22 protein-coding genes are annotated in these 17,989 nt (G+C 63.3%); 2 read left to right on the top strand and 20 right to left on the bottom strand.

Annotated features, from left to right (window positions below; all coding sequences use genetic code 11):
- Window positions 1-18 precede the first annotated feature (18 nt).
- The 8 genes from ACLBXN_RS22190 to ACLBXN_RS22155 are packed head-to-tail and all read right to left on the bottom strand — an operon-like array spanning window position 19 to window position 6,632.
- Window positions 19-1,134, bottom strand: coding sequence for a protein-glutamate methylesterase/protein-glutamine glutaminase (locus ACLBXN_RS22190; RefSeq protein ID WP_447613588.1), 1,116 nt, complete (start codon window positions 1,132-1,134; stop codon window positions 19-21).
- 13 nt (window positions 1,135-1,147) lie between these two features.
- Window positions 1,148-1,879: a chemoreceptor glutamine deamidase CheD gene (gene cheD / locus ACLBXN_RS22185; protein ID WP_012836880.1), complete on the bottom strand. Its 732-nt coding sequence runs from the start codon at window positions 1,877-1,879 to the stop codon at window positions 1,148-1,150.
- A gap of 24 nt (window positions 1,880-1,903) precedes the next feature.
- A complete protein-coding gene (locus ACLBXN_RS22180; RefSeq protein ID WP_043006446.1) occupies window positions 1,904-2,818 on the bottom strand; it encodes a CheR family methyltransferase in 915 nt (304 codons plus the stop codon).
- Window positions 2,819-2,835: 17 nt separating this feature from the next.
- Entirely contained in the window at window positions 2,836-3,324 is a 489-nt protein-coding gene (locus ACLBXN_RS22175) for a chemotaxis protein CheW (RefSeq protein WP_003059117.1), read from the bottom strand.
- A gap of 34 nt (window positions 3,325-3,358) precedes the next feature.
- A complete protein-coding gene (locus tag ACLBXN_RS22170; protein WP_447613587.1) occupies window positions 3,359-5,551 on the bottom strand; it encodes a chemotaxis protein CheW in 2,193 nt (730 codons plus the stop codon).
- 32 nt (window positions 5,552-5,583) lie between these two features.
- On the bottom strand, window positions 5,584-5,946 hold the full coding sequence (locus ACLBXN_RS22165) for a response regulator (protein ID WP_003059121.1): 363 nt from the start codon (window positions 5,944-5,946) through the stop codon (window positions 5,584-5,586).
- A 42-nt stretch (window positions 5,947-5,988) separates the two neighbouring features.
- Window positions 5,989-6,438: a hypothetical protein gene (locus ACLBXN_RS22160; RefSeq protein WP_003059122.1), complete on the bottom strand. Its 450-nt coding sequence runs from the start codon at window positions 6,436-6,438 to the stop codon at window positions 5,989-5,991.
- Between the two features lie 2 nt (window positions 6,439-6,440).
- Complete coding sequence (locus ACLBXN_RS22155; RefSeq protein WP_167010837.1) at window positions 6,441-6,632, bottom strand: hypothetical protein; 192 nt, start codon at window positions 6,630-6,632, stop codon at window positions 6,441-6,443.
- Between ACLBXN_RS22155 and ACLBXN_RS22150 the strand changes: the two genes are divergently transcribed.
- Both ACLBXN_RS22150 and ACLBXN_RS22145 read left to right on the top strand, forming a co-directional pair.
- Window positions 6,558-7,679, top strand: coding sequence for an ATP-binding protein (locus ACLBXN_RS22150; protein ID WP_447613586.1), 1,122 nt, complete (start codon window positions 6,558-6,560; stop codon window positions 7,677-7,679). The genes ACLBXN_RS22155 and ACLBXN_RS22150 overlap by 75 nt on opposite strands.
- Before the next feature lie 55 nt (window positions 7,680-7,734).
- The gene (locus ACLBXN_RS22145) at window positions 7,735-8,373 is read left to right on the top strand and encodes a response regulator (protein ID WP_003059124.1); all 639 of its coding nucleotides are present in this window, start codon (window positions 7,735-7,737) and stop codon (window positions 8,371-8,373) included.
- Window positions 8,374-8,452: 79 nt separating this feature from the next.
- Here ACLBXN_RS22145 and fliR read toward each other — a convergent pair whose 3' ends face one another.
- The 12 genes from fliR to fliG form a co-directional block, all read right to left on the bottom strand.
- Window positions 8,453-9,217 carry a flagellar biosynthetic protein FliR gene (gene fliR / locus ACLBXN_RS22140; protein WP_447613585.1) on the bottom strand — a complete coding sequence of 255 codons (765 nt, stop codon included), beginning with the start codon at window positions 9,215-9,217 and terminating at the stop codon, window positions 8,453-8,455.
- A complete protein-coding gene (gene fliQ, locus ACLBXN_RS22135) occupies window positions 9,214-9,483 on the bottom strand; it encodes a flagellar biosynthesis protein FliQ (protein WP_003059126.1) in 270 nt (89 codons plus the stop codon). The genes fliR and fliQ overlap by 4 nt, the downstream gene beginning before the upstream one ends.
- Before the next feature lie 107 nt (window positions 9,484-9,590).
- The gene (fliP, locus tag ACLBXN_RS22130; RefSeq protein ID WP_447613584.1) at window positions 9,591-10,340 is read right to left on the bottom strand and encodes a flagellar type III secretion system pore protein FliP; all 750 of its coding nucleotides are present in this window, start codon (window positions 10,338-10,340) and stop codon (window positions 9,591-9,593) included.
- Window positions 10,333-10,722, bottom strand: a complete 390-nt coding sequence (locus ACLBXN_RS22125) for a flagellar biosynthetic protein FliO (RefSeq protein WP_043370718.1) — start codon at window positions 10,720-10,722, stop codon at window positions 10,333-10,335. The genes fliP and ACLBXN_RS22125 overlap by 8 nt, the downstream gene beginning before the upstream one ends.
- A 34-nt stretch (window positions 10,723-10,756) precedes the next feature.
- Complete coding sequence (gene fliN / locus ACLBXN_RS22120; RefSeq protein ID WP_003059131.1) at window positions 10,757-11,191, bottom strand: flagellar motor switch protein FliN; 435 nt, start codon at window positions 11,189-11,191, stop codon at window positions 10,757-10,759.
- The gene (fliM, locus tag ACLBXN_RS22115; RefSeq protein ID WP_003065459.1) at window positions 11,181-12,185 is read right to left on the bottom strand and encodes a flagellar motor switch protein FliM; all 1,005 of its coding nucleotides are present in this window, start codon (window positions 12,183-12,185) and stop codon (window positions 11,181-11,183) included. The genes fliN and fliM overlap by 11 nt, the downstream gene beginning before the upstream one ends.
- Window positions 12,186-12,200: 15 nt before the next feature.
- Entirely contained in the window at window positions 12,201-12,755 is a 555-nt protein-coding gene (locus ACLBXN_RS22110; RefSeq protein WP_003059136.1) for a flagellar basal body-associated FliL family protein, read from the bottom strand.
- 189 nt (window positions 12,756-12,944) lie between these two features.
- On the bottom strand, window positions 12,945-14,261 hold the full coding sequence (locus ACLBXN_RS22105) for a flagellar hook-length control protein FliK (RefSeq protein ID WP_447613583.1): 1,317 nt from the start codon (window positions 14,259-14,261) through the stop codon (window positions 12,945-12,947).
- A gap of 2 nt (window positions 14,262-14,263) precedes the next feature.
- Window positions 14,264-14,728, bottom strand: coding sequence for a flagellar export protein FliJ (gene fliJ, locus ACLBXN_RS22100; RefSeq protein ID WP_043006453.1), 465 nt, complete (start codon window positions 14,726-14,728; stop codon window positions 14,264-14,266).
- A 33-nt stretch (window positions 14,729-14,761) separates the two neighbouring features.
- On the bottom strand, window positions 14,762-16,150 hold the full coding sequence (gene fliI, locus ACLBXN_RS22095) for a flagellar protein export ATPase FliI (RefSeq protein ID WP_447613582.1): 1,389 nt from the start codon (window positions 16,148-16,150) through the stop codon (window positions 14,762-14,764).
- Complete coding sequence (locus ACLBXN_RS22090) at window positions 16,147-16,974, bottom strand: FliH/SctL family protein (RefSeq protein WP_447613581.1); 828 nt, start codon at window positions 16,972-16,974, stop codon at window positions 16,147-16,149. Before ACLBXN_RS22090 ends, fliI begins: the two co-directional genes overlap by 4 nt.
- The gene (fliG, locus tag ACLBXN_RS22085) at window positions 16,967-17,962 is read right to left on the bottom strand and encodes a flagellar motor switch protein FliG (protein ID WP_003059149.1); all 996 of its coding nucleotides are present in this window, start codon (window positions 17,960-17,962) and stop codon (window positions 16,967-16,969) included. Before fliG ends, ACLBXN_RS22090 begins: the two co-directional genes overlap by 8 nt.
- Window positions 17,963-17,989 lie beyond the last annotated feature (27 nt).

Raw genomic sequence — 17,989 nt, 5'->3', positions numbered from 1 at the left:
CTCTCTTTTTATGCAATCCTAGATACGGTGATGTACCTGGTCCGAGCCGCCACGCAGCTTGGTCAGCAGGGCATGAGCGATCTGCGGCAGAGGCAGCACCTCGTCGGCCGCACCATGGGCAATGGCTTCGCGGGGCATGCCGAAGACGATGCAGGTGCTCTCGTCCTGCACCAGGTTGTAGCTGCCGGCATCACGCATCTCGCGCATGGCTGTGGCGCCATCGGCCCCCATGCCGGTGAGCATGATGCCGTAGGCATTGCGCCCGGCGCTGGCGGCAACCGACTTGAACAGCACTTCCACCGAGGGCTTGTGACGGTTGACGGGCGGCGCATCATCGACCACGGCCACATAGTTGGCACCGCTGCGCGTGATGGAGAAATGCTTGCCGCCGGGAGCGATATAGGCATGGCCGGGCAACAAGCGCTCGCCGTGCGCGGCTTCCTTGACCGTCATCTGGCACAGGCTGTTGAGCCGAGCCGCAAAGCTGGTGGTGAAGCCCGGCGGCATGTGCTGGGTGATGACGATGGCCGGACAGTCGGCCGGCAGATGGGTGAGCACCTCACGGATCGCCTCCGTGCCACCCGTGGAAGCGCCGATGGCGATGATTTTTTCGGTCGAGATGCGACCCAGCAGGCTGGGCGCCGCCGGCGCACGGGGCGCTGCGGGCTTGGCGCCCGTACTCGCTGCCGCTGCCACGCCGTGCGGCACCACCGGCAGGCGGTGCACCTGGGCCACGGCAGCCACGCGGATCTTGTCCACGATCTGGCTGGCCAGCTCCTGCAGGCCGTTGGCCACGCCGACGCGGGGCTTGGCCACAAAATCGATGGCACCCAGCTCCAGGGCGCGCATGGTGACTTCGGCACCGCGCTCGGTCAGCGTGGAGATCATCACCACCGGCATGGGTCGCAGGCGCATGAGCCGCCCGAGGAAATCGATGCCGTCCATGCGGGGCATTTCCACATCCAGCGTGATGACGTCGGGGTTCAGATCGCGGATCATTTCACGCGCGATCAACGGGTCATTGGCCGAGCCGATGCACTCCATGTCATGCTGGCGATTGATGATCTCGGCCAGAAGACTGCGCACCAGCGCAGAGTCGTCCACCACGATCACCCGGATTTTTGGCTTTAACAACGCTCAACCTTCCTCAAAACAGATCCACCGAGCCACCCGCCGTATTGCGTGCCACCGCAGCCGCGTTGCCGCGAGTGATTTCCTGCTGCACCAATGCCTCGGGATGGGCGTGTGCCAGGCGCTTGACCATGGCCTTGCCCGTGGATGGGAAAAACACCACCTTGCGCGGGTAGATATCCAGCACGTCCTCGGAGACGATGGGAATGCGCTCGGTTTGCAGATACTCTGTCACAAAACTGGTGTTGCGCTCGCCCACATTCATGGTCGTGAAATTGGCCATGACCTGGGCGCCGCCAAAAATCTTGGCCTGCATGGATTCGCGCCGTGCGCCCAGCTTGAGCATCTCGTTGATCAGCAGTTCCATGGCGTACGAACCATAGCGCCCCGAGACATCGCTGCTGTCGCCGTCGGGCAGCATGAAGTGGTTCATGCCGCCAATGCGCATGAAACGATCCCACAGGCAGGCCGCGATGCAGGAGCCCAGCACGGTGACGATGGCCATCTCGTCGCGCGAAACAAAGTACTCGCCCGGCAACACCTTTGCCGAATTGAGCTGGAAGTGCGGGTCGTAGTAGAAGAACGAGGCCTCGCCCGGCTGGCGCGGCTGGCGCTTGAGCTGCTCCAGCGATGAGACCGGCGCCGGCATGGCCGGATCAGGATAGCCCTGGGGCACGAAGCTGTTGCCGCGCAGGGGTCTGGCAGCGCCAGCACCTGGCAGATCCAGCGGAGAGCTCAGATTCCTCATGACTTGCAGCCCTGCCCTTCAGCTTCATTGGCGCTCATAGACGGTCTTGCCCTTGAGCGCGAACAGATCGCGCGAATCGCTGAAATTCTCGGCATGACCGACAAACAGCAGCCCGCCCGGACGCATCACATGATGAATTCGCTCCAGCACGCGACGCTGGGTCGGTGCGTCGAAATAAATCATCACGTTGCGGCAGAAGACGATGTCGAAGGTCTCCCGGAACGGCCAATCGCCGGCGATCAGGTTGACGTTGAGAAAGTCCACCATGCGGCGCAGCTCCGGCTTGACCCGCACCATGCCCGAGTTGGCCGAGCGCCCGCGAAGGAAAAAGCGGTGCAGCCGCTCGGTGCTCACGCCCTTGAGATTCTCTGCCCGGTACACGCCGCGCGAGGCGGTCTCCAGCACGCGCGAGTCGATGTCGCTGGCCATGAGCTGAAAGCTGGCCGAGGCACCGAGACTCTCCACTGCCGTCATCAGGATGGAATAAGGCTCCTCTCCCGTGGAGGCCGCGCTGCACCATACCTTCCAGCCATTGCCGCCGGGTTTATGGCTGCGCAGATGCTGGGCCAGGATGTCAAAGTGATGCTGTTCGCGGAAGAACGAGGTCAGATTCGTGGTCAGCGCGTTGACGAATTCCTGCCATTCAGGCCCGTCGTTGATGCTCTCCAGCCAGTCCAGATAGCTGACGAAGCTCTCATGCCCGGTCTCGCGCAGGCGGCGCGACAGACGGCTGTAGACCATGGCATGCTTGCCATCATGCAGGCTGATGCCGGCACGCTTGTAGATCAGGGCCTGGACGCGGGCAAAGTCGCGGTTGGACCAGACGAACTCGCGCCCCTGCGCCAGCGGACCGGACATGCCGCCCGGCAGCGCCTCATCATCCTGCTCAGGCCTGGCAGGAGAGGCTGCGAATGAAGCGTTACGTCCCAGGTTCAGCACACAGACCTCTGGCGCGTTCAGGCTTCAGAGGCCACCAGGCCCATGTCGACATTGCCCATGAGCTTCTCGATGTCCAGCAGGATCAGCATGCGCTCGCCCACCGAGCCCAGGCCCAGGATGCAGCCGCTGTCGATGGCGCTTTCGATATCGGGCGCAGGACGCACGGCATCGGCAGCCAGCTCCATCACATCGCTGACCGAGTCCACCACGATGCCGACCACGCGGTTGCGCAGGTTCAGGATGATGACCACGGTGAAAGCGTTGTACTCCACCTCTGAGCAGTTGAAGCGCAGGCGCATGTCCACGATGGGCACGATAGTGCCGCGCAGATTGACCACGCCCTTGATGAACTCGGGTGCGTTGGCAATGCGCGTGGGCTGCTCGTAGCCACGGATTTCCTGCACCTTGAGGATGTCGATGCCGTACTCCTCCTCGCCCAGGCGGAAGGTCAGGTATTCGCGGGCCCCGGTGGCCACGCCTTCGGCAGTCTTGTTGATGATGTTCATGTCGGCTCTCTCTGCGTTGTTCGGGTTGGCTGCCTCAGTGGCGGGTACGGCGCACCAGAGCGCCCGTATCCAGAATCAGCGCCACGGATCCGTCGCCCAAAATGGTGGCACCCGATACATTGGGCACCTTGCGGTAATTGCTTTCCAGGTTCTTCACCACCACCTGGTGCTGGCCCAGCAACTCGTCGACCAGCAGCGCCACGCGACTGCCTTCAGCCTCGACGACCACCATGATGTTGCTGGTCTGGCTTTCGTCGGCGCGCGGCACCTTGAAAGTGCGCTCCAGCGCAATCACCGGCATGTATTCGTCGCGCACCTTGACCAGCTGGGTGCCATTGGCGACGGTATTGACATCGTCGGCCTTGACCTGGAAGGACTCGACCACCGAGGACAGCGGCAGGATATAGACCTCTTCGCCCACACCGACGGACATGCCGTCCATGATGGCCAGCGTCAGCGGCAGACGCACCGCCACCTTCATGCCCACGCCGGCGACGGACTCGATCTCCACCGTGCCGCCCAGCGAGGTGATGTTTCGCTTGACCACGTCCATGCCCACGCCGCGGCCCGAGACATCGGTGACCACATCGGCCGTCGAGAAGCCCGGCGCAAAGATCAGCTGCCAGACCTCGCTGTCGGGCATGCTGTCGGAGACATCCATGCCGCGCTCGCGGGCCTTGTTCAGAATCCTCTCGCGATTCATGCCCTTGCCGTCGTCGCGCACCTCGATGACGATGGAGCCGCCCTGGTGGGATGCCGCCAGCGTCAGCGTGCCATGTTCGGACTTGCCTGCGGCGATACGGTCCTCCGGCATCTCGATGCCGTGGTCCACGCTGTTGCGCACCAGATGGGTCAGCGGATCGGTAATCTTTTCGACCAGTCCCTTGTCCAGCTCGGTGGCCTCACCCAGCGTAACCAGATCGATCTTCTTGCCCAGCTTGCCCGCCAGATCGCGCAGCATGCGCGGAAAGCGGCTGAACACGGTGGACATGGGAATCATGCGGATCGACATCACGGACTCTTGCAGGTCACGCGTGTTGCGATCCAGGTCGGCCAGACCGGCCAGCAGCTGCTGATAGGTCGTCGGGTCCAGACCCTGGCTGTTCTGCGCCAGCATGGCCTGGGTGATGACCAGCTCGCCCACCAGATTGATGAGCTGGTCCACCTTCTTCACATCCACACGGATGCTGGTGGACTCCATATGCGCTGCGGCAGCCTTGGGTGCGGCCTTTTGCGCTACACCTCCAGCGCCGGCAAGCGCGCCATGCTCCTGATTTTGCTGAGCCTCGGGGCTTCCCGGAGCACCCGCAAAAAAGCCGTAGGCTTCTTCGGCCGGCAGATTGTGGGGCGGCATGGCGGCCTCTTCATCCACCACGGCTTCCGGCTCGACCACGGGCTCGGCCGCGGACTGCGGCAGAGTCGCCTCGCTGATCTGCACCTGCTCCTTGGAGACGTGGAAGACAAACAGATCGCGCAGCTCGTCATCGGTGGACACCGTTCTGACCTTGAACAGACGGTGATCGGCCTTGGCGCTGGCCTGGTCCTGGATCGTGCCCAGACCCGGAATGTCGCGAAACAGCTCCTTGATGGCGTCGCCCAGCTCCAGCCGGGACAGCGGGCCGATCTCGATCGTCAGCTCGCGCGCGCCCTCGGGCGGCTCGGTACCGATCGCAGGGCCCGGCTCCACCGCCTGGGCAGCGACCGGGGCCGGCGCCTGAGCAGGTGGCTGCGCAACGGCCGCGGCCGCCTGCTGCACCGGCTCGGCAGCCGCTGCGCCGCGGTTGACCTGGGGAATTTCGGTCAGACCCTGGGCCAGGGCCTCGATGCGCACCACGAGCTCCGCCGTGGAAACCGGCTCGCCCTCGTCGCCCGACTGGTGACGTGCCAGCAGGCTGCGGCTGGCGTCCGCCGACTCCAGCAGCACATCGACCATCTCGGGGATGGGCGTGATTTCGTGGCGGCGCAGGCGATCCAGCAGGGATTCCATGCGGTGCGTGAGCTCGGTCACATCCGAAAAGCCAAAGGTCGCCGCACCGCCCTTGATGGAGTGGGCGCAGCGGAAGATACCGTTGAGCTCTTCATCATTGGCGGCCGAAAGGTCCAGGCTGAGCAGCATCTGCTCCATCTGGTCGAGGTTCTCGCTGGCTTCCTCGAAAAAGATTTGATAGAACTGGCTAAGGTCGAAGTCTGCGCCCGAACCTGCGCCATCCTGGTGTGTATCCGCCATGGTGTTTCCTGCTGTGATTCGTTGTTATCGGCTTAACGCAGCACTTTTTGAATAACTTCGATCAATCGATTGGGATCGAAGGGCTTGACCAGCCAGCCTGTGGCACCTGCAGCGCGGCCCGCCTGCTTCATCAGATCGCTGGATTCCGTGGTCAGTATGAGTATGGGCGTGCCCTTGAACTTCGGGTTTTCACGCAGTTTGCGTGTAAGGCCGATACCGTCCAGACGCGGCATGTTCTGGTCGGCCAGCACCAGATCGATGTTCTGCGCCTGTGCTTTTTCCAGCGCATCCACACCGTCGACGGCTTCCACCACCTTAAAACCAGCACTGCTCAATGTGAAAGACACCATCTTTCGCATCGAGGGGGAATCATCAACAGCCAGAATCGATCGCATGTACAGCTCCAACAGACGGGCAACGGAAAACAGGGTAGAAGTTCAAAACAGCTCCACGGAGCCGGCATCCATCTCGCTTTGCGTGACGGGATTGGGCTTTTCGGGCAGGTTTGGCAGACTGATGGCGGACTCCGCCTCGTCCTCGTCCCTACCCATGGCGGCAGCCCCGAGCCTGAAAGCACAGGCTTGCAAGGTGTGTGCCATATGGGCAATCAGCTGAGACGACATGTCGTGAAACTGAAGCTCGGTCACAGCCAGGCGCAACGACTCACGTGCTGTTGCCAGCGCAGTGGAATCAGGCAAGGCCGGCTGCGACAATTGCCCATTGACTTGCTCGAAGCGCTCCAGCAGATTGTGCGTGGCATGGTCCAGCAGCCCTTCAAGACGCTGCAGATCACGCAGCGTGACCAGCAAGGCATCCTGCAGCTCCGCAGCCACCATCACCGGCACGGCAACTGCAGGCACACCCGAAGGGTTTTGCATCGTCTGCATTGTTACTCCAACTGCGTAAAACCATCATGACGGCCCTGCCGCCATGCTCCACGAAATGAACCGATCAGCAGTCCGTCTCCCGTGACCACACTGCCACGACCTGACGACAACAGCCCTCGATGTTCCAAAATGTATCCAATGATAGCCTCCTTGGCGATATTCAATTCCGGAATCAGACCTTGAAAATCCTCCATATTGAAGACTCTGTCGCAGATCAGGCGCTGGCACGCCTGAGCCTCAAGCGCGGTCAGCTACCCTGCACGCTCACGGCCGTGGACAGTCTGCAGGAGGTCAGCGACGCCCTGGAGACGCAGGAATTCGACCTGATACTGGCGGACTATCATCTGCCCGGCTTCACGGCGCTCGACGTCTGGGACCTGGTGCGAAACCGTGCCGACGCCCCCCCTTTCGTGCTGCTGTCGGGGGCCATCGGCGAGTCCGCCGCAGTGGACATCATGCGCCTGGGGATCAGCGACTATCTGCTCAAGGATCAGATCAACAGCCTGCCCCATGTCATCAAGCGCGCCATGGAAGTCCATGAGGCGCGACTGGCCCGCCGCCGTGCCGCGCTGCAGCTGGCCGAGTCGGAAAAGCGCCTGGCCGAGTTGACCGAACACCTGCACACCAGCATCGAGCAGGAGCGCGCCAATATCTCGCGCGAGATTCACGACGACATCGGCGGCTCGCTCACTGCCGTCAAGTTCGATCTGGCCTGGCTGATCCGCAACAGCCCCGAAGGCAAGCAGCGCGAGCATGCCAGATCGGCGCTGGAGATGCTGGAGCACGCACTGGGCGCCAGCCAGCGCATCATGCAGAACCTGCGCCCGCCCGTGCTGGACCAGGGACTGGTGGCAGCCGTGCAGTGGCTGGCCCAGGACTTCGAGCGCCGCACCGGCATACCCGCCCAGCTGCACACCAGCCGCGAGCATATGGAAATAGCGGCTGCACAGCAGGTTGTGGTCTACCGTACGGCACAAGAATCCTTGACCAATATCAGCAAATACGCACAAGCCAGCCAGGTGACCCTGGATTTGTCCGACCACGAGGGTTTTTTGACACTGGAAGTAACAGACAACGGCATAGGCCTGAGCCAGGATGAGCGCAACAAACCGCATTCCTTCGGCCTTCGCGGACTAAGTGAGCGCGCGCGAACTATTCAGGGCTGGCTGGATGTAAGCAGCCACCCCGGCCGAGGAACCTCTATCATTCTCACCATTCCTCTGGCAGAGACCCAGGCATGAGCCGCCCAATCACGCGCTTGCCCGGTCTGCCATCTGACTTCCTGGGAGAGCGACCTTGATTCACGTGGTGCTGTGCGACGACCATGCCATTTTGCGCCGGGGCATACGCGACACCCTGGCAGAGGCGACGGACATCAGCGTCACTGCAGAAGCCGGCAGCTATGCCGAGCTGCGTGAGCAACTGCGCGATGCCACCTGCGATGTGCTGCTGCTGGACATCAATATGCCGGGCCGCAGCGGCCTGGAAGTACTGGCCAGCGTGCGCGAAACGCACCCGCAGATCCGCGTCATCATGGTCTCCATGTATCCCGAAGACCAGTACGCCTTGCGCAGCATCAAGGCCGGCGCGGCCGGCTATGCCAACAAGGCGGGAGATCCGGTGCTGCTGATCGACGCCGTGCGCACCGTCCACAGCGGACGCAAATACCTGACAGCCGAGGTGGCCCAGATGCTGGCCGACAGTCTGGCCCAGCCTGCCGCCCCCGTGCCGCATGAAACCCTGTCCGAGCGCGAGATGCAAACGCTGCTGAAGATTGCCAGCGGTCAGCGCCAGACCGAGATTGCACAGGAGCTGATGCTCAGCCCCAAGACGGTGAGCGTGTACCGGGCACGCGTGCTGGAGAAGCTGGGCATGGGCAGCAATGCGGAACTGACCGCCTATGCCATCAAGAATGGGCTGATCGATACGCCCTGAGCTGCTGGCCGAAAGCCAAACCCGGCTTCAGCGTTTTCCCAAAAAGCGCATCACGCTATAAAAAGAATAGTCGATCGCCTTAGACCCCAAAGACTGCCATGCCCTTTTGCAGCAGGGCCACCAGGGGCTGCTCCAGCAAAGGCAGGGTCGCAGTCAGGCCCAGCAACCCCACGGTCAAGGTGACCGGGAAGCCCACGGCATAGATATTCATCTGCGGCGCAACCCGGGAGATGATGCCCAGCACCAGGTTGACGAAGAGCAGCATGGCAATCATGGGCAGGGCAATCCAGAAAGCGCTGGAGAAAATGGCGCCGCCCATCTCGTGAATCCGCATCTGGGAGATGGCCTGCAGGAAGTTGCCATCGACGGGAAAAGCCTCGAAGCTCTTGAGAACCGCCATCAGCACCAGCAGATGGCCGTTGATGACGATGAACAGCAAGGTGGCGATCTGCACCAGGAAACGCGCCACAGCGCTGAGCTGGGCATTGCTGGTCGGGTCGAAGAAGGACGCGAAGTTCAAGCCCATCTGCAGACCCACCACTTCACCGGCGACTTCGATGGCAGCCATTACCAGACGCACGGCAAAGCCCACGGACAGCCCAACCACCACCTGCTGCACCAGCGTGCCCAGCGCCTGGGCCGAGGCAATGCTGACCACCGTCTGCTCGCCCAGCACGGGCTGCGCGCAAAGCGCAACGAGGAAAGCCAGCCCGACCTTGAGTCGCATGGGAATGGCTTTCTGGGAAAACACAGGTGCCGCGGTGAACAGCGCCAGCACGCGCACAAACGGCCAGATCAGCGGCGAGAGCCAGGCGGCGATCTGGGCTTCGCTAAAGGAAATCATCCCACCGAACCTGGAATGCTCTCTATGGTGCGACGAATGAAATCCACCAGCGTGGACAGCATCCACGGCCCGGCCACGGCAAACACCAGCACGGCGGCAATGAGCTTGGGCACAAAGGCCAAGGTCGCCTCATGCACCTGGGTCACGGCCTGAAAGACGCTCACCAGCAGGCCCACGCCCATGACCACGCCCAGCACCGGCATGGAAATCATGAGCAGCAGGGTCAGCGCCTCGCGGCCAAAGGTCAGAACAAACTGAGAGGTCATGACGTTCTCTTAAAAATTCAACGAATCCAATACGCTTGCAAGCGCCTCGGCTCAATGTGCGAGACACCGAGGAAGGGCTGCCTAGGCAAGCGCCTCAGGACGGTATCTCATGTAGCAAAGCTTGCCGCCAGGGAGCCGATGATCAGGTTCCAGCCATCGGCCAGCACAAACAGCATGAGCTTGAACGGCAGGGCCACCAGCACGGGCGAGAGCATCATCATGCCCAGCGACATGAGAATGGAAGACACCACCATGTCGATGATCAGAAACGGAATGAAGATCATGAAGCCAATCTGGAAGGCCGTCTTCAGCTCGCTGGTCACAAAGGCCGGCACCAGCACCCGCAGAGGAGCGGTTTCCGCCGTGACATTCGCATCCAGCTTGGCCAGGCGTTTGAACAGCGCAAAGTCCGACTGGCGCGTCTGCTTGAGCATGAAGCCGCGCATCGGGGCTTCGGCCTTTTCCATGGCCTGCTCAAAACTGATGCTGTTCTGCGTATAGGGCAGATAGGCGTCCTGATAGACCTTGTCCAGCGTGGGTCCCATCACGAACATGGTGAGAAACAGCGACAGGCCGATCACCACCTGATTGGGCGGCGCAGACTGCGTGCCCAGCGCCTGGCGCAGCAGGCTCAGCACGATGACGATGCGGGTGAAACCCGTCATCAGCAGCAGGATGGCGGGCAGAAAGGACAGCGCCGTGAAGAACAGCAATGTCTGGATGGGCACCGAATAGCTGTTGCCACCCGCGCCCTGGCCTACCAGCAGCGGCAGACTGGCGGGCGCGCCCTGGGCGGCTGCCATCAGGGGCATCGCCAGCAGAACAGCTGCAGCAGCACGAGAGACGAATTTAGACATTTCCAGAATTCCGGGCCGCTTCATCGGCCTGCGCGCGCATCAGCGAGTCGGTGAACGATGAGACGGCAGGTGAATGGGCTGCAGGAGCCGATTGCAAAGTCGCGGACGGGTCTTGCAGCACATGCAGGCATTGAATCTGCTGCGCCGTCACGCCCAGCACCAGGCGCACGGCCTGCTCCCCTTCACCCAGCTGCACGGTCAGTACCCGCTGCTGCGGGCCAATGGCCAGCGTTCCCAGCACCTGCGCCGGCACGGCAGAGGCTCCACGGGCCATGCCCATGCCGCGCGGCAGGAGGTTTTTCTGCTGCAGACGGCGCACTAGCCAGGGCAATGCCGCCATGACCGCCACGAACAGGACGACCAGCAGCAGCGTGGGCCACATGGAGGGGGCCGCAGCCGCAGAGTTGGCCGTGTTCTCAACCACGGCTGACCCGGCGCAGACGCTCGGACGGTGTCACCACGTCCGTCAGACGGATACCGAACTTGTCGTTGACCACCACCACCTCGCCTTGGGCGATCAGGTAGCCGTTGACCAGCACATCCATGGGTTCGCCGGCCAGAGCATCGAGCTCCACCACCGAGCCCTGAGCCAGTTGCAGAATGTATTTGATGGGCACCTTGGTGCGGCCCAGCTCCACGGACAGCTGAACCGGAATGTCCAGCACCATGTTGATATCGTGCACCGGCACATCGCCATAGCTGCGAGCGGCGTCGCCAGCCAGCGGCCCGCCCTGGTCGGACAGGTCGGGGCCTTCGACGGCCTGGTCATGCTGACGCTGTTCTTCCAGCGCCTCGGCCCAGCCGGAGAACGGATCGTCACCCGCGGGCTTGTTGTTGTCGTCAATTGCCATGCTTCTCTCCCATCCAGCTGGTCTCGCCGCCGCGCAGGCTGCGTTCCACGCGGATTGCATATTTGTCGTTGTGCGTGCCGTACTGGCACTCGAAAACCGGCACCCCACCAATGGAGGCGCGAATCAGCGGCTCGCGGTCGAGCTCGATAAAGTCACCCGGGCGCATGGCCAGCAGCTGCTCCACCGTGGCATCGGCACGTGCCAGCTCGGCCACCAGCGTGACCTCGGCGGCCTGAATCTCTCGCGTCAGCACCTTGACCCAGCGGCGGTCCACTTCGATGGCATCGCCCTGAGTCGACGAATACAGCACGTCGCGAATCGGCTCCAGCGTCGCATAAGGCATGCAGATGTGGATGGAGCCCGAGATATCGCCGATTTCCAGCTGAAAGGCCGTGGAGACCACGATTTCGCTGGGTGTGGCGATGTTGGCGAACTGCGGCTGCATTTCCGAGCGCTGATAGGCCAGCTCCAGCGGATAGATGCCATGCCAGGCTTTTTTGTATTCCTCGCAGATCACATTGACCATGCGGTTGATCACGCGCTGCTCGGTGGTCGAGAAGTCGCGCCCCTCGATGCGGGTCTGCAGGCGACCCGTGCCGCCGTACAGCGTGTCGATCACGCCGAACACCAGTGAGGGGTCGCAGACGATCAGTCCATTGCCGCGCAGCGGGCGAATGGCCATGATGTTGAAATTGGTGGGAACGGCCAACTCGCGCAGGAAGGCGCTGTAGCGCTGCACCGTCACCGTGCCGACGGAAACCTCGGGGCTGCGGCGGATGAAGTTGAACAGGCCGATGCGGAAGTTGCGGGCAAAGCGCTCGTTGACAATTTCCATGGTGGGCATGCGCCCACGCACGATGCGTTCCTGGCTGGAGATGTCGTAGCTGCGGACCTGGCCGAGATCGACCTCCACCACTTCGGAACGCTGGCTTTCGCCCGTAACGCCTTCAAGAAGAGCATCAACCTCTTCCTGGGAGAGAAAAGAATCGCTCATGCACTCCCTCCCTGCTTACTGAATGATGAAGCTGGAGAACAGCACGCGACGCACAGGCCCCTTACGATTGGCACGCGGGCTGTCTTCGTCGGCGTCCTCGTCGTCACGCGAGCGCTTCTTGGCGCTCGGGCCGAAGCCCAGCGGCGCCGAGACCTCGGTCAGGATGTCGGCGGCCAGCTTTTCCTTGCCCTCGCGCGCCAGCAGCTCGTCGGCCGTGCGCTGGGACACCAGCATCAGAATGCCGTTGCGGATGCTGGGCAGGTATTGCTTGACGGTGGAAGCCGTCTTTTCGTCGGACAGCTCCAGCGTGATGCCCAGCTGCACAAAGCGGTCGCCACCGGGATCGGCCAGATTGGCCACCATATTGTCCAGCGGCAGGAAAGTGGGCACTGTGGCTTTGGCGCTGACTTCTTCTTCGCCATCGGCGCTGCTGTGCTGGCGCTGCATCATCAGCACATAGGCCGCGGCAGCCACAATGGCCAGCACGGCAACGATGGCCACGATGACGATCAGCTTCTTGCTTTTGGCAGGAGCAGGTGCGACAGGGGCGGCATTGGGATTGGCTGACACGGCGGGTATTCCTCAAGAGTGGGGGACTGCATCCACCCCGCAGCCATTGCCGCGACACGGAAGATCCACGCCTGAATTATTCGCCGCCCGCCCTGTCGACCATTGCCCGAATAAAAGCGCGAAACCCGGCTTCATTCCGGGTTTCGCACCATGTCCGGCTCACTGTTTCCGTGAACCGACTCTGATCATTTACACGAAAAGGTCTACACCGGACTGCAGCGGCCGCGCGCCATTGCGTGCGCTGGCCGCGCCCATGGGCAGTTCGGCAGCATTGACCGAGACCCGGGAAACCCTGGCCTGGCCGCGCTGGGCGTCCTCGCCCTGGCTGTCGCCCCCGGGCCGGGCGCCGGCACCGCCCGCATCCACGCTGACGCCGCTCAGATTCAGCCCCTGGGCCTGCAAAAGCTCGCGTAGCTGAGCCTGACCGTCGGCCAGCAGCTGACGTGCCTGCTCATCGCCCGCGGCAAAGCGCACATGCGCCTCCTGGCCTTTCAGCTGCACCTGGACCTGAATAGCCTTGCCCTCATGCTGGATAGACAGCGCAGCATTCTGCGTTTTCTGATGCACCCAGAAGGCAACCTGCTCGGACACCTCCTGCTCGCGCTCTGTAGGTGCGGCATCCTGCCCTGCCAGGCTCTGGCCGAAGTCAGAGCTGTTCTGGCCGCCGCCCTGCATGCCGGCGCTCGCCGCCCCCATGGCTGCCCCGACGGCGGCGGCTGCGGCCTGCAAGTCGGCCCCGCCCTGCACTGCTGCCGTCTTGCCCTGTGGCGCAGCTTCATCCTGCTGGGGCGAGCGGGCCGCACGCAGCAAATCCTTGAGACCTTCCAGGGCCTGCGGCTGCACGGCCGTCATGCCCTGCAGGCTGATGCCTTGCTGCGGCACTGCCTGCGCCTTGTGCACGGCAGGCTCGATGCGCGCAGCAGGCGCCTCTTCAGTCACCGAAGCCAGTGCGCTGTGCTCGCCGTCCTGCCCCTGCGCGGCTGAATTCTGCTGCGGCTGCAAGGCAGCCTCATCAGAATTCATAGCTGCTTGCGCTTGCACCGTATACGTTTGAGACTGATTTGAATGTAAATCCTTGCCCATGAATGCGGCATGTGCCTGCTCGGACCCGGGCTGCAAAGCCTGGCGATGGGCCAGTTGCGCGGCATGGCCTCTGCCTGAAAGAAAGTCGGTGGCCACGCCTTGGCGCAAATCGGCGTCCCCCTGCCCATCCAGCTGGGCGGTCTGCCCTACCAGGCTCATCCACGGTGCATGGCCTTGAGCGATCAGCAGCGCATCCTGCTCGCCTGGCGCCAGCTTCACGTCGGGCACTTCGGCAGGCTGCAGCGCTGTCTGCGGCAGGCCGACAGCCACGATTCCGTCCAGCGATGCCAGCAGCGATGAAAAGCCCTGGCCAGGCTCGCCTGCCGCGGCCGTAGCGCTTTTGGCCGAGCTCATGGACTGTGCCATGGCCTTGCCGGTGCGCGCTTCGCCGCCGCGTGGGCCATCAATTCTGGTTTCCGCCATGCTCAGGCCTCCTGAAGTTGCAGGCCGAAGCTGCGTCGAAAAAAGGCCATGGTGGCGCGTTCGTCGGTATCTTTTTGCTCGCGGCGCATCTGGGCCAGTGCCACATCGCGGCGGCGGGCCTGCACCACTTTCTGCAGACTGGTCACGCGCAGCTCGGCCGCCAGCAGGGCCTGACGAGCAGTCTCCAGCCGAATGTCCTGATCGGCCACCACACGGGTCTGCAAGCCGATGGCGTGCTGCAGGCGCTCCATGAACTGGTACTGGTGATGCATGACTTCTGGCTGCACGGCCAGCCCTTCCTGGGCCCCCCAGCGCGCCTGCATCTCCAGGACATAGCCCTGCAGCTGATCCATCTGGGCCTGCGCCGCCTGCTGAGCGCGCTGGCGCTCCTGCAGGGCGGTGCGGGCCGCATCGCGCTTGCGTTCTGCGGCTTCAATGGCGACGTTCAAGGCATTCAAGGACGACATCTGCGACTCTCCCTCTGGCTAACCCGTTTAGTCTCAGCCCCGCTGCATGGCTTGCGCCATGCCGGCCAGGCTTTGCTCCATGCTGGAGCTTTCAAACATGCTTTGCTGCAGAAACCCGGTCATGGCGGGCTGCAGCGCAATTGCCTCGTCCAGCTGCGGATCGGAGCCTGGGACATAGGCGCCGACCTGCACCAGATCGCGCCCCTTCTGATAGCGCGAATAAACGGCGCGAAAGCGACGTGCCAGCTCGAAATGCTCGCGCGAGACCACGTTGTGCATGACGCGCGAAGCCGACTGTTCGATGTCGATGGCCGGGTAATGTCCGGTCTCGGCCAGCGCCCGCGAGAGCACGACGTGGCCATCGAGAATGGCGCGGGCCGCATCGGCAATCGGATCCTGCTGATCGTCTCCTTCGGACAGCACGGTGTAGAAGGCCGTGATCGAGCCCACGCCGTGCAGGCCGTTGCCGCTGCGCTCCACCAGCGCAGGCAGCTTGGCAAAGCAGGACGGCGGATAGCCCTTGGTCGCCGGCGGCTCGCCGATGGCCAGGGCGATTTCGCGCTGGGCCATGGCATAGCGGGTCAGCGAATCCATGAGCAGCAACACATGCTTGCCCTTGTCGCGGAAATGTTCGGCAATCGCCGTGGCGTAGCTGGCACCCTGCATGCGCAGCAGCGGCGGCGCATCGGCGGGAGCGGCCACGACCACGGCACGGCTGCGGTCCTGGGCGCCCAGGATGTCCTCGACGAACTCCTTGACCTCGCGGCCACGCTCGCCGATCAGGCCCACCACGATCACATCGGCCTGGGTGTAACGCGCCATCATGCCCAGCAGCACGGACTTGCCCACACCCGAGCCCGCAAACAGGCCCAGACGTTGGCCGCGCCCCACGGTCAGCAGCGAATTCAGCGCCTTGACACCGGTATCCAGCGACTCGCGCACGGGGTCCCGGTCCATGGCGTTGATGGGGTTGCGATCCAGCACCTCGGGCACCACGCTACCCAGCTCGCCCCCATGGTCCAGCGGAATGCCTTGCGAATCCACCACCCGTCCCAGCAAGCCATCCCCCATGGGCAGGCGCAGCACGCCCACTGTCTGGCTGACTTTCTCGGTCTCCACCACGCCCAGCTGGGGTACGGAAACAAAGGGGGCTGCCGGCGTCACCATGGCACCGCTGGACAGCCCCTGAATATCGCCCGCAGGCATCAGAAAGGCGCGCTCGCCGGCAAAGCCGACCACCTCGGCCAGCACCGGCTCCTGCCCACGCTGATGAATATGGCACTGCGCCCCCACGGGCACGCGCAGGCCCGAGGCCTCCAGCACCATGCCGGTCAAGCGTGTGAGATGACCCTGGCATTCCAGCGGCACCGGCTCGGCATAGCGTGCACGCGCCTGACTCATGAACTGCTGCCAGGGGTTCATGCCTTGTCTCCGTCATACCAGGTGGAGACCAGGCCCAGAGCCGCCACGGCACGGCGCCAGCGCTTGTCCAGGCCGCCGTCGATCTCGGCACCGCCCGACTCCACCTTGACATCGCCCTGGGCAATCGAGGCATCGCCCAGCCACTGGATGCGGCTGTGCGCACCATGCTCGGCACGCAGGGCTTCGTCGAGCAGCTCGAAATCGGCAGGGTTCAGACGCACGGTCACCGGGCGGCTCTCCTCGACCAGCATGTCCAGTGCTTCGCGAATCACGGGCAGCAAGGCCTGGGGCTGGCTGCGCAGCTCCTGGCGCACCACCTGACGTGCGATGTCGCAAGCCAGGTTCAGCAGCTCCTGGGCCATGCCCGACTGCAGCTGCTTGAAGCTGTCGTCCAGACCTTGCAACACGCCGTCGACACGTTGCACGCTCTCGCGGCCCGCTCCATTGATATGGTCGTCCAGGTGCTGCTGCCATTGCTGCTGGGTCTGGGTGCGGCCTTCGGCCAGGCCCTGTGCATGGCCCTCGGCGCGTGCCTGCTCCAGCATCTGCTGCAGCTGCTCCTCGTCGAAAGCCGGGGCGGCTGGCTCCACCGACTCCACAGCCTGCGCTTCTGGCTGTGGCTGCGGCTGGTGGGAAATAGAGGGGGAAAAGCCGTTGAATTGCTCTGTCCCCGCCGGGATGAAGGCCGCCGGCTGGGCGGGCGCAAAGACACCACCGCTTTGCGCGTCCACCGCACCGAAGCGCCATTGCACCACGGTGCTGTCGTCGATCTCTTCCTGCGGGATAAAGCGCGAGTGCGAGCGCGGAGGCTGGCCCTTAGACATAGCTGTCCTCCGGGCCGCTGCCGATGGTTACCTGGCCTTCCTCGACCAGACGACGCACGACCTTGAGAATTTCCTTCTGCTGTGCTTCCACTTCGGACAGACGCATGGGGCCGCGGCCTTCCAGGTCCTCGCGCAGCGATTCGGCCGCACGCATGGACATGTTGGCCAGAATCTTGTCGCGCACCTCCATGGAACCGCCCTTGAGCGCCACGATCAGCGTCTCGGACACCACCTCGCGCAGCACCAGCTGCACCGAGCGGTCGTCGAGCTTGACCAGGTCGTCGAAGACGAACATCTTGTCCATGATCTTCTGCGCCAGCTCGGGGTCGTAGTTGCGGATGGTATCGAGCACCGCCACATCGGCATTGCCGCCCATCTGATTGAGCATTTCGGCTGCGGTCTTGACGCCGCCCAGCGAGGTCTTGCGCACCTTGTCGCCACCCGCCAGCACCTTGAACAGCACTTCATTCAAGTCCTTGAGTGCCGTGGGCTGAATGCCTTCCAGCGTGGCCACGCGCAGCATGACCTCGCTGCGTGCCCGATCGGGGAACTGCATCAGCACCGCCGCAGCCTGCTCATACTCCAGGTGCACCAGAATCGCGGCCACGATCTGCGGATGCTCGCCGCGCAGCAGCTCGGCCACCGACAGCGGGTCCATCCACTTCAGGCTTTCAATGCCCGAGATATCGCCGCCCTGCATGATGCGGTCGATCAGCAGCGCCGCCTTGTCATCGCCCAGGGCACGCTTGAGCACCGAGCGCACATAGTCGCTGGCATCGTCGACCAGCAGACTCTGCGACGCAGCATCGCTGGTGAAGCGGTCGATCACGAAATCCACCTTTTCCCGCGTCACGCCGCGCATGCGGGCAATCGTCTCGCCCAGCTTCTGCACTTCCTTGGGCGTGAGGTGCTTGAACACCTCGGCCGCCTCTTCCTCACCGAGGGAGACCAGCAAGATGGCAGCGTCGTTCAGACCTCTATCGTCCATATTCAAAACTCTCTACTAGTTATTCAA

It is taken from the genome of Comamonas sp. C24C, assembly GCF_053345995.1.
The sequence above is the reverse complement of the archived record's forward strand: the minus strand, read 5'-3'. Positions and strand labels throughout refer to the sequence as shown.